The 10,702-nt window shown below is 64.5% G+C and carries 12 protein-coding genes; 10 read left to right on the forward strand and 2 right to left on the reverse strand.

Going from position 1 to position 10,702, the window contains the following annotated elements:
• The 5 genes from I6F38_RS42375 to I6F38_RS42395 form a co-directional block, all read left to right on the forward strand.
• A partial coding sequence (locus I6F38_RS42375) for a DUF1214 domain-containing protein (RefSeq protein ID WP_225164568.1) occupies positions 1-217 on the forward strand: 217 nt, incomplete at its 5' end.
• 427 nt (positions 218-644) lie between these two features.
• A complete protein-coding gene (locus tag I6F38_RS42380; RefSeq protein WP_225164569.1) occupies positions 645-2,348 on the forward strand; it encodes an alkaline phosphatase family protein in 1,704 nt (567 codons plus the stop codon).
• Between the two features lie 109 nt (positions 2,349-2,457).
• Positions 2,458-3,789 (forward strand): cytochrome c peroxidase, encoded by a 1,332-nt coding sequence (locus I6F38_RS42385; protein WP_225164570.1) that lies wholly within the window; start codon positions 2,458-2,460, stop codon positions 3,787-3,789.
• A 63-nt stretch (positions 3,790-3,852) separates the two neighbouring features.
• Positions 3,853-4,638, forward strand: a complete 786-nt coding sequence (locus tag I6F38_RS42390) for an aldo/keto reductase (RefSeq protein ID WP_225164571.1) — start codon at positions 3,853-3,855, stop codon at positions 4,636-4,638.
• A 206-nt stretch (positions 4,639-4,844) separates the two neighbouring features.
• Positions 4,845-5,753 carry a hypothetical protein gene (locus tag I6F38_RS42395; RefSeq protein ID WP_225164572.1) on the forward strand — a complete coding sequence of 303 codons (909 nt, stop codon included), beginning with the start codon at positions 4,845-4,847 and terminating at the stop codon, positions 5,751-5,753.
• 192 nt (positions 5,754-5,945) lie between these two features.
• Here the strand turns inward: I6F38_RS42395 and I6F38_RS42400 are convergent, their stop codons facing one another.
• Entirely contained in the window at positions 5,946-6,623 is a 678-nt protein-coding gene (locus I6F38_RS42400; RefSeq protein ID WP_028336422.1) for a DUF599 domain-containing protein, read from the reverse strand.
• A 119-nt stretch (positions 6,624-6,742) separates the two neighbouring features.
• Here I6F38_RS42400 and I6F38_RS42405 point away from each other — a divergent pair, with 119 nt between their 5' ends.
• From I6F38_RS42405 to I6F38_RS42425, 5 genes are all read left to right on the forward strand, one after another.
• Positions 6,743-7,396, forward strand: coding sequence for a glutathione S-transferase family protein (locus I6F38_RS42405; RefSeq protein ID WP_225164573.1), 654 nt, complete (start codon positions 6,743-6,745; stop codon positions 7,394-7,396).
• Positions 7,397-7,512: 116 nt separating this feature from the next.
• Positions 7,513-7,881 (forward strand): YidB family protein, encoded by a 369-nt coding sequence (locus I6F38_RS42410; RefSeq protein ID WP_225164574.1) that lies wholly within the window; start codon positions 7,513-7,515, stop codon positions 7,879-7,881.
• Between the two features lie 218 nt (positions 7,882-8,099).
• Entirely contained in the window at positions 8,100-8,303 is a 204-nt protein-coding gene (locus I6F38_RS42415) for a hypothetical protein (protein ID WP_018272021.1), read from the forward strand.
• Positions 8,304-8,456: 153 nt separating this feature from the next.
• On the forward strand, positions 8,457-9,404 hold the full coding sequence (locus I6F38_RS42420) for a hypothetical protein (protein WP_225164575.1): 948 nt from the start codon (positions 8,457-8,459) through the stop codon (positions 9,402-9,404).
• Between the two features lie 134 nt (positions 9,405-9,538).
• The gene (locus tag I6F38_RS42425) at positions 9,539-9,979 is read left to right on the forward strand and encodes a DUF1489 domain-containing protein (RefSeq protein ID WP_028336418.1); all 441 of its coding nucleotides are present in this window, start codon (positions 9,539-9,541) and stop codon (positions 9,977-9,979) included.
• A 43-nt stretch (positions 9,980-10,022) separates the two neighbouring features.
• On the opposite strand, the gene I6F38_RS42430 is transcribed toward I6F38_RS42425, so the two are convergent.
• Positions 10,023-10,511 (reverse strand): hypothetical protein, encoded by a 489-nt coding sequence (locus I6F38_RS42430; RefSeq protein ID WP_225164576.1) that lies wholly within the window; start codon positions 10,509-10,511, stop codon positions 10,023-10,025.
• Positions 10,512-10,702: the final 191 nt, after the last annotated feature.

Consider the following 10,702-nt stretch of genomic DNA (forward strand, 5'->3'; position numbering starts at 1 on the left):
GATGCTGCCGCACATGAAGCGCGGCTCTGACGGCTCGCTGACGATCTACGTCCAGAGCAAATCTCCGGGAGCGGACAAGGAGGCAAACTGGCTGCCGGCGCCGGATGGCCCGGTCTATGTGGTGATGAGACTGTACTGGCCGAAAACCACACCGCCATCGATTCTGCCGGCAGGCGAAGGGGCGTGGAAACCTCCCGGCTTCATGCGCGTGTCCTAGCGTCGGTCTCATATCGGCCGGCTGCGCCCGCGCCGAAGCGCGGCCCGCCACAAGACCAAGCATCCGCGCTTTTCGGGACACATCCCCGGAAGGCGCGGATTTATTTTGGGCGTGAGCAGCAGCCGCGATTGCCGGCGACGCATGACTTGTTCACTTGATTGCTGGCTGCCTCCGTCATCTTCAACGCGACCCCTTCAATTCCATGTCTTCTGACCGAAGCCGCGTCCACGGATAGCCGCTCGCGTGAGGAGTGACGTCTGCCATGCGCGCAAAGATTGATCCTCCGATGCTCGCTGCAACCGACGCGAACATCGGCGCACATCATCGTTCGTCGCATTCATTCGATCGACACAGCGCTGTCATCGGCGATGGATAACTTGTCGCAGGTCGACGTCATAAATCCTTCAAAAATAAAAGGGGCACTACGGTGAAAGCCAAATTTCTTTCGACGGTCGGAGTCTATCTGGTTGCTGCCGCTGCGGTAATGTGCAGCGCCGCCGCTCAGGACGACAACAAGGGCAATAACGGCCACGATCATCATCCGCACGAGATCCACACCCAAACGCCGATCAAGCATCTCGTCGTCATCTTCAACGAGAACCGCTCGTTCGATCACTACTTCGCAACCTACCCGGTTGCGACCAACCCGACCGGCTCGATTCCGTTCACGGCGAAGCCGCATACGCCGAAGGTCAACAATCTCGCCAGCGCCAATCTGTTGACTAATAACCCGAACACCAATCCGGCCAACGGCACCGGCGCAACCAATCCGTTCCGCCTCGACCGCACCCAGGCCAACACCAAGTCGCAGAACCACGCCTATACGCCCGAGCAGCAGGCGGTCGACAACGGCAAGGAAGACCTGTTTCCGAAATTCACTGGTCGCGGCACCGCCGGCGGCGTCGGCGCGTTCGGCACCAACGGGCAGGTGATGGGCTATTTCGACGGCAACACGGTCACCGCGTTCTGGAATTATGCCCAGAACTTCGCGATGAGCGACAACAGCTGGACCGACACCTTTGGTCCGTCGACGCCCGGCGCGCTGGAGGTGATCTCCGGCCAGACCAACGGCGCGCAGAACATCGTCGGCTCGTCATCGTCGATCGCCGACGGCCAGGGCGGCCTGACGCTGATCGGTGATACCGACCCTGCCTACGATGCCTGCTCGAGCACGACGAGCCAGGTCCTGATGACCAGCAAGAACATCGGCGACCTGCTCAACGCCGAGCAGATCAGCTGGGGCAGCTTCATGGGCGGCTTCGACCTGACGCTCAAGAACAGCAACGGCACCACCAACTGCGGCCGCAGCACGTTCTCGAGCAACGTCAACGGCACCGTCGTGGACTACATCCCGCACCACGCCTGGTTCCAGTACTACAAGTCGACCGCCAACCCGACCCATGCGCGGCCGAGCTCGGTGAATGCGGTCGGACACACCCATGTGCCCGGCAGCAAGACGCTCGATCCGGCCAATCATGCCTACGATCTCGAGGACTTCTATGCTTCGGTGAAGGCCGGCAACTTCCCGGCCGTCTCCTACATCAAGATGCCGGCCTATCAGGACGGTCATCCCGGCAACTCCGATCCGCTCGACGAGCAGGCCGGCAATGTCGAGCTGATCAACTTCCTGCAGAAGCAGAAGGAGTGGGGCGAGACCGCCGTCATCATCACCTATGACGACTCCGACGGCTGGTACGACCACCAGTACCTTGCACCGATCAGCGCCTCGTATGATCCCACCGCCGACCAGGTCAACGGTCCCGGCCAGTGCGGCCGCGGTATCGGCAAGCAGACGCAGCCGAACGGCCTCAACGGCCTGCCGGTGAACGGCCGCTGCGGTCCCGGTACGCGCGTCCCGTTCCTGGTGATCTCGCCCTTCGCCAAGCGGAATTACGTCAGCCACACCCGCATCTCGCAGGCGTCCGTGGTGCGCTTCATCGAGGACAACTGGCTGCACGGCCAGCGTCTCGGCGGCGGCTCGTTCGACGACAACGTCGAATCGATCGCCGACATGTTCGACTTCGAGCGCGGCCACGGCCAGGATCACGAGTACCGGCAGGACACGCTGTTCCTCGATCCGACCGCCGGCACCGTCATCGTCAGCGCGCCGGACGATCACCATCACCACTAACGCCCTTCGGTTCTGATCCAATCAGAACCGAAGCTCTGCCCTGACGCGTTCTGCTCGCGCGAACTGGTCTCCGGTTCGCGCGAAAACGCTTAACGACACTGGATCTGACATGAACGGCCGCACCTTGTGGCTTCTCGGCGCCGGCCTGCTGTGCATGGCCGGCACTGTTGCGGCCGTCGAGACGCAGGGACTTCCGGGGACCAATCCGCACCCGGTGCAGCTCAGGCGTCCGCCTGTCGATCCGCTGTCCGCCATGGCGCAGCTCGGCCAGAAGATCTTCTTCGATGCGTCGCTGTCCTCGTCGGGCGCATTGTCATGCGCGTCCTGTCACAGCCCGGACCACGCCTACGGCCCGCCCAATGATGGGCCGGTGATGCTCGGCGGGCCCGCGCAATCCCGGCAAGGGACACGCGCCGTGCCGGGCCTGACTTATCTTGAGCGGCAGCCGAATTTCAGCATCGGGCCGGAAAAGGACGAAGACGACAATGTCGTCGACTTCGCGCAACTGGCCGCGCTTGGCCAGCAGGCTCCGCGCGCCAAGAAGGTCGCGACCGGGACTGCAGCCTCGGCGGTCAACATCGTGCCGCAGGGCGGACTGTTCTGGGACGGCCGCGCCGATACGCTGCAGGACCAGGCGATCTTCCCGCTGCTCGATCCCAACGAGATGGACGGCGGCAGCATCGAAATCGTGGCGCAGAAGCTGCGCCAGGCGAGCTACGCGCCGCGCTTCGCCGAGCTGTTCGGCGCCGGTGTCTTCGACAATACGCGGCTGCTGGTCGCGGAGGCGATGTTTGCCGTCGCGCGCTATCAGGTTGAGGAGCTGAGCTTCCATCCCTACACCAGCAAGTTCGACTACTGGCTGGAGGGCAGGGCGCGATTGAACGAGAGCGAATTGCGCGGCCTGCAATTGTTCAATGATCCGGACAAGGCCAATTGCGGCGGCTGCCATACGTCGCAGCCGACCCGGGACGATCTGCCGCCGCTGTTCACCGATCACCAATATGAGGCGCTCGGTGCGCCGCGCAACGCCGCGCTCGCCGGCAACCGCGATCCCGATCATTTCGATCTCGGGGTCTGCGGTCCGTACCGCACCGACATTGCCGAGCAGACGCAATATTGCGGGATGTTTCTGACGCCGACCTTGCGCAACACGGCAACGCGTCGCGTGTTCTTCCACAACGGTGTCTTCACGAGCCTCGAGCAGGTGCTCGACTTCTATAACTTCCGCGATACCAATCCGGAGAAGGTCTTTCCGCGCGGCGCCGACGGCACGGTGCGCAAGTACGATGACCTGCCGGAGAAATATCACGGCAATGTCGACGTCAGCGATCCGCCGTTCGAGCGCCATCTCGGCGACACGCCCGCGATGACGGCGCAGGACGAGGCCGACATTGTCGCCTTCCTGAAGACGTTGACCGACGGCTACCAGCCGGAGCGGTGAACGTTCCATCGCGGAACCGAACTGCGAGTTGGCAGGGCCTCGTCATGCGCGCATAATGAGCGCATGAATGTCGTCGAAGGCAACGGTGCCAGGATCCCGGCAATCGGGCTCGGCACATGGGAGCTGCGCGGGCGGACCTGCGCCCGCATCGTCGAGCAGGCGTTGCGGCTCGGCTATCGCCACATCGACACCGCCCAGATCTATGACAATGAGCGCGAAGTCGGCGAGGGGCTGCGTGCCTCCGGCATCAAGCGCGACGACGTGTTCGTCACCACCAAGGTCTGGACCACGCATTTCATGGCGAAGGATCTCGAACGGTCGGCGAAGGAGAGCCTGGCGCGGCTGCGCCTGACCGAGGTCGATCTGTTGTTGCTGCACTGGCCCAATGCACAGGTGCCGCTTGCCGAGACGCTCGGCGCGCTGGCGCGGGTCAGGCAGGCGGGCCTGGCGCGGCATATCGGCGTCTCGAATTTCAACGTGGCGCTGATCGAGGAGGCCGTGGCGGCATGTCCCGAGCCGCTGGCGTGCGACCAGGTCGAGTACCATCCTTACCTGGACCAGGCCGATGTGATCGAGGCCTGTCGACGCCACGGCATGGCGTTCGTTGCCTACAGCCCGATCGCGAAGGGACGGGTCAAGGGCGACCGCGCGCTCGCGCGGATCGGTGACCGCTATCGCAAGACCGCGGCCCAGGTCAGCCTGCGCTGGCTGGTGCAGCAGAATGTCTCCGCGATCCCGCGCACCTCGAAGCTCGAGCGCCTTCAGGAGAACATCGGCATCTTCGATTTCGAGCTGTCGGTTGACGACATGCGCGAGATCTCGGCGATCGGGAGCGCTGACGCGCGATGATGGGCCCTGCGACGCATGGGGTCTTTGCCTGAGCATCAAGTCTCGGAAAACATCAAGTTTTGGAAAAATGGCTGGGTCCTGATCCGGATCATGCTAATGCCCCGCTGGCCGATTGCGGCTTTGGACCGAATGGGGATTGAGGCAGGCGGGTTCCGGCCGGTATTGTAGCCCGGCGGGGAGAGACGTCACTGATGTGATCGAGTGGGATGAAGTTTCGGCCAAACGCGGATCTGATGGCGTCGGTGTTCGTGCACCTGATGCTGCTCGCGCTGATTTTCCTTTATTCGGAGGTCCATCAATTCGATCCCGTCGCCGCTGACACGGTCCCGGTCGAGATCGTGACGCCGCAGGAGGTCGCCAAGTCCGAGGTCGAGACCAAGCCCGAACCGGCACCGAGCCCGTCGCCGACGCCCGAGTTGCAGTTGCCGTCGCTCGATAAGCCGGTGGATTCGGCCAAGCCCGAACCATCGGCGCAGACGCCCGCGCCGCAGAAGCAGCAGGCCGCGCCGCAGCCGCCGGAGAAGCAGGCGACGCCGCCGGCGCCCAAGCCCAGCCCGGCGCCGCAACGTGCCGCGGCCGAGCCGCCACCTACGCCAGCACAGCAAACGCCACCGATGCCCCAGCCAACGGCGCAGCAACAGGCGGCAGCGTCGCCGCCTGCCTATGCGCAGCCCGAGCCTGATCTTTCGGTCAAATACAACGTCATGCTCGGCCTGCCGCCCGATATCTCCGTGAAGCCGCCAGCCAGCGCGCCGTCCGGCCCCGGACCCGGCAAAGACAATTTCGACGCGGCCGCCACCGAGCAGGCCGATGTCGGCTCGAGCGTGGTCGCCGAATTCCGCCGTCATCTGAAGACCTGCTTGAAACTCCCGCCGACGCTGAGGACGGGCGATGACGTGAAGATCAAGCTCAGGGTGTTCATGAAGCCTGACGGCAGGCTCGCCGCGTCACCCTTGCTGATCGAAGCCACCGCCTCGGAAAAGGGGCCGCTGTTGCTGAAGAGCGCGACCGATGCGCTGCAGGCCTGCCAACCCTATGCGATGCTGCCGCGGGATCGCTACGGCGAATGGAAGGTGCTCGACCTCGATTTCAGCCCGCGCGATTTCGCGTCGTAGAGCAGGGACGAGCGGCGCACTCGGCCTCGCCCCGCGTGCGGGGAGAGGCCGGATTGCATCGCCAGATGCAATCCGGGTGAGGGGAGTCTCCGCGAACGCGTCTCTCTCCGTCGATGCGGAAACAGCCCCTCACCCCAACCCTCTCTCCGTAAGAACGGGGAGAGGGAGCGCAGCACGGCCTCGACCGTCGCGTCAGCTTCCCATCGCCTGCCAGGCATTCGAGGCGAACTGCCGGCGCCAGATCACGATCACGACCGCGGCTGTCGTGACGAACAGCACCCAGGGGCTGACGAACCAGCCGAGATAGCCGAGCGCGAAGAAAAACGCGCGCTGGCCGCGGTTGAAGTGCCGGCCTGCGGTCTCGAACAGCCGCGTGGTGCGGATCACATGGGCCTCGGCCTCCGGCGTGTCGCGCTGGTCGGCCGGCGGCATCGCGCCGAACAGGATCGCCACATAGTTGAACAGGCGATAGGCCCAGGCGAATTTGAAGAAGGTGTAGATGAAGATCAGGATCAGCCCGATGCACTTGACCTCCCACAAAGCGGGCGAGGGCGTGAGGTTGACTGGCAGGGCGCCGAGCACGGCGAGCGCGTCATTGGTGGCGCGCAACAGCGCCAGCCCGCCGCCGATCGCGATCAGACTGGTGGAGGCAAAGAACGCGGTGCCGTTCTGCAAGCTGGCCATGATCTGCATGTCGACCATCCGTGCGTCGCGGTTGAGCAGATTCCGCACCCAGATCTCGCGATAGACATGCATCCGCGCCGATAGGCTGTCGCGCCCATACGCGGTGTGCTCCAGCGTGATGGTATAGACCAGCCATTCCAGCGCAAAGAAGCCGACGGCCAGGATGTCGGTCCAATAGCCAGTCATGTTGCCTTCCTTCGTGAGCGCGCGGCTGACTGTCCGCGCCGGGCCGCATCCGCGTCATGTACAGGTTGAACGCGTGCAATGCACTATGGCAAACTACCGAGGCAACAGGATTCCCGGACATGCTCAAGCTCGTCATCGGCAACAAGAACTATTCGTCATGGTCGATGCGGCCCTGGCTGGCGTTGCGCGCCAACAACATCCCGTTCGAAGAGGTCTTCATTCCGCTCTACACGGACCAAGCCGACAAGGACCGCATCCTCTCTTTCAGCAAGGCCGGCAAGGTGCCGACGCTGATCGATGGCGACGTCACGGTGTGGGACTCGCTGGCGATCATCGAATATCTCGCCGAGAGATTTCCCGAGGCGAAGCTCTGGCCTGCGGATCCTGCCGCGCGCGCGCATGCCCGCGCGATCTCGGCGGAGATGCATTCCGGCTTCATGCCGCTGCGCAACGAATGCGGCATGAACCTGCACCGGCCGATCCGCGCCGTCGCGCTGTCGGATGATGCGCGCGCCAACGTGGCGCGGATCCAGGAGATCTGGGCCGAGTGCCATGCGCGCTACGGCAAGCAGGGTCCGTTCCTGTTCGGCGCATTCTCTGCGGCGGACGCGATGTACGCGCCCGTGGTGCATCGCTTCCGTACCTACGCGATCCCGGTGAAGGCCGAAGCGCAGCACTATGTCGATGCCATGATGCAGCTTCCGGCGTTCCAGGAATGGACCCGCGACGGCGTTGCCGAGACGCTGCGGATCGCCCGATTCGAGGATGTCTGACGGTTGCTGCGCTTCCGAATTGTGACAGCGGCCGCAAAGATCGCGGCTTGACGCCGCGGGGCCAAAGGCATCGAATCCGGAAAGCTGGTTTTGCAAGTCGTGAAAGGACTTAGACCATGGGCATTCTCGATTCCCTGGAGAATTCGCCGGAGCTGAAAGGCATGCTTGGCCAGCTTGGCGCGGCGGTGATCCCCGTCGTGCTCGGCGAGGTCCTGGGCAATGGCGGGCAGGGCGGCTTGTCCGCGATCGTCGCCAAGCTCGAGCAGGCCGGGCTCGGCGAGCAGGTCAAATCCTGGATCGGTACCGGTCAGAACCTGCCGATCACGGCTGAGCAACTCCAGCAGGTGCTCGGCAGCGACACGGTCAAGCAGCTCGCCGCCAGGTTCAACATTCCGGTGGACCAGCTGTCCAAGGTACTCGCCCAGCAACTTCCGGCCGCGGTCGACGGCGCGAGCCCGGACGGCAGGCTGCCGCACACCGCCTGAACGGCTGGAATCAGGGTTCCAGCCCGGCTCGGCGGGCAATTTCCGATTGGCACGCAAATTGCTGCCTATCGCCCTGAAAAACCTGCAAAAATCGCACCTTCGCTATGCCCCAATCCTGCTGGATTTGGGGAGGTGCGATGTGCTAGCTTGCCGCAGGGTTCTCAAAATGCCGGCCTGAGCTATCGGGACTGTCAGCTCAGCCAGCAATCTCTAAGAAAATGGAGAGGGCGTTGAAGCATAAGTACTCGATTGGCGAGACCGTCTATTTCACGGCCAGCAACGTGGCGCGCCCCGCCGCGAGCGGCACCTATCAAGTGATCCGTCTGCTGCCGACCGACGGTGACGATTGCCAATATCGCATCAAGAGCTCGACCGAAGCTTTCGAACGGGTGGCCAAGGAGAGTCAGCTCGCGCTGTCCTGAAGGAGTTGTGCGCAAGCCGGCGGCTGGAGCGGGTTCCGCGCCGCCGCCGTCAAAAGGCCCTGTTCGCAGACCCATTGTGCTGAAGGTTGGACGTCGGGGTGGCGGCGTTCGCCATCGCCGATTGTGCTTACGCTGCGTTGAGGGACATCGCGCATGAACTGGGCTTCCTCGCTGGATCAGATCTGGCGCTCACCGACCTTCCCGATGTGGCTGACGCTGGCCGCCGCGGGGTTCTTTGGGATCGTCGTTCTGGTCACGCTGCTGCGCGCGGAAAAATCCGTCGCCAACGGCGCACTGACCGTTATCACGCTGCTGTCGATCGCGGTTGCGGTCGCCGCGACGATCCGTGGCTTCGGCCCGGGTGGGCAGGCGGTGCCGGCCGAGACACGGACGGCGCAACTGACCAGCCAGACGGTGCCGGCGCTGGCCTGCGTCGACGACCTCGCCGGAGACGCCGTTCTCAACGCCTGCGAGAAGGTGCTGTTCGGTTCATCGGATACGGCGGCAGCGGCGGTGAGCTACGCGGCGGCGCAGGTCTCGCGCCTGACTGCGCTGGGCGACCTCGCGACCGCCGAGCGCAATTCGACCACCGAGTTGCAGGCGCTGCGCCGCGCCATCGAGCATGACCGCTACGGCCTGGTCGCCTATGCGCTGATGGCGCGCGACCACTGCACGCCGACCGCGTGCCCCGCGTTCCGCTCGCTCGGCGACAACCATCAGATCATCGCCAACATGAACGAGCGGACCTACGAGAACCTGATCACGCGCTACGCAGGGTCGTGGAACGCGCCGGCCGGCGCCCAGGCATCGGCTGCCTCCGGCCTGGTCGCGGCGCTGCCGCAGTCATTGCCCACCGGCAAGCCGACCAATGCGGAGTTTCCGAGCTCGGCGAACACGCCGCCGGTCAGCATCATGACGCCCGAGCCGGCAAAGCCGGCCGCCGCCGCACCAGCGCCGGCCGCGCGCGCCGCCGCGCCGCCCGCCGCAGCCCCGAAGCGTCCGCCGGCGGCGAAGCGCCCGGTCCAGATCGCGCCGGCCCCGGCCGCGTCGGCGCCGCCTCCTGCCGCCGCCAGCGCACCGGCGGCTGCGAACGAGCAATGAGCGTGATGGCGGCGGCTTGAGCCGCCGTCATTGCACTGTTCCGGCTTCGCTTCGCTCGAAAAACCAGTCCCGATATCCACCGCCGCGGAGAGCGCTCCCTTTTCAAAGCGCGCGCCGGCCGCTACATCCGGCGCATGCCGCTTCATCTCATCAAGCTCGCCGTCGGTTGCGACTCCGTCAAGGAACTCAAGGGCTGGGTTGCCGAACGGATGGCGACCGCGAAGAAAAAGGGCCTGCCGCTCCGTCACGTCCACATCACGCGGATGACGCCGAAGCGCGAGGAAGAGATTCTTGCCGGCGGCTCGCTCTATTGGGTGATCCGCGGCGAGATCGCCGCGCGCGAGAAGATCATCGCCATCGAGCCGTTCCGCGACAAGGACGGCATCGGACGCTGCCGGCTGGTGATGCAGCCCAAGGTGATCGCGGTCTCGCCGCGGCCGATGCGGCCGTTCCAGGGCTGGCGCTACCTGACCGCAGACTCCGCGCCGGCCGATCTCACCAAGTCGAGCGCCGCCAGCGTGGCATCGATGCCCGAGCCGATGCGCCGCGAGTTGCGCGACCTCGGCTTGCTGTAAGCAATCGGGTTGCTCTGAGCAATCGAACGGCAGTGATCCGGGATCACTGGGTCACGAGATGCAGCCGAGCCCATTCTGAGGCCGGGACCTCGACATAACGGCCACCCGCCCTGTCGGCGGTGACGTCGAACAGTTCATGGCCGATCCCCATCTCGCTGAGATATCTCCGGAACTGATCGGTGAAGATTGTGGTAAGGCTTTCGCGGTGCTCGGCAGAGACGTTGGGTGCGAGCCGGTCGTAGATCTGCATCCTTGCGGTCAGGATGACGCGGTTGCCGGGCGGCAGGCTGCGATGCACGCCGCCCGCAAGCATCAATACACATGCAAGCTCGCAGGGCACACCGGAGAGCTTTTCCTTCGCATCCAGCGGGCCGCCGCGCCGCTTCAGTGCAAAGCATTCCTCCTCGGGTTTTCCGTTGCACGCCTCGACCTCGGTTGCCGCCACCGCCGCATCGATGCCGCGACCGCGCAGGATGCGACCGAGGCTGGCAGCGACGGTGAGGTCGGAGCCCGGTTTGACATTGATGACCACCGGCAGCTTGCGTCCGTTCTGCCGGTCGAGGATCGCCAGCAGGCGCTTGTAGGTGTCCCATTGCGTCGTCCGTGAAGAATGCAGATCGGCCCGATAGATAAGCAGAAGTTGTCTCGATGAAGTGTTCGATTTTGCAGGAAAGCCGGGTGTTGGGCCGCGGTTTCTTGCGTTTTAGGATTTTGCTTTCGAGC

It is taken from the genome of Bradyrhizobium sp. BRP56, from assembly GCF_020194035.1.
Taxonomy (GTDB): domain Bacteria; phylum Pseudomonadota; class Alphaproteobacteria; order Rhizobiales; family Xanthobacteraceae; genus Bradyrhizobium; species Bradyrhizobium australafricanum.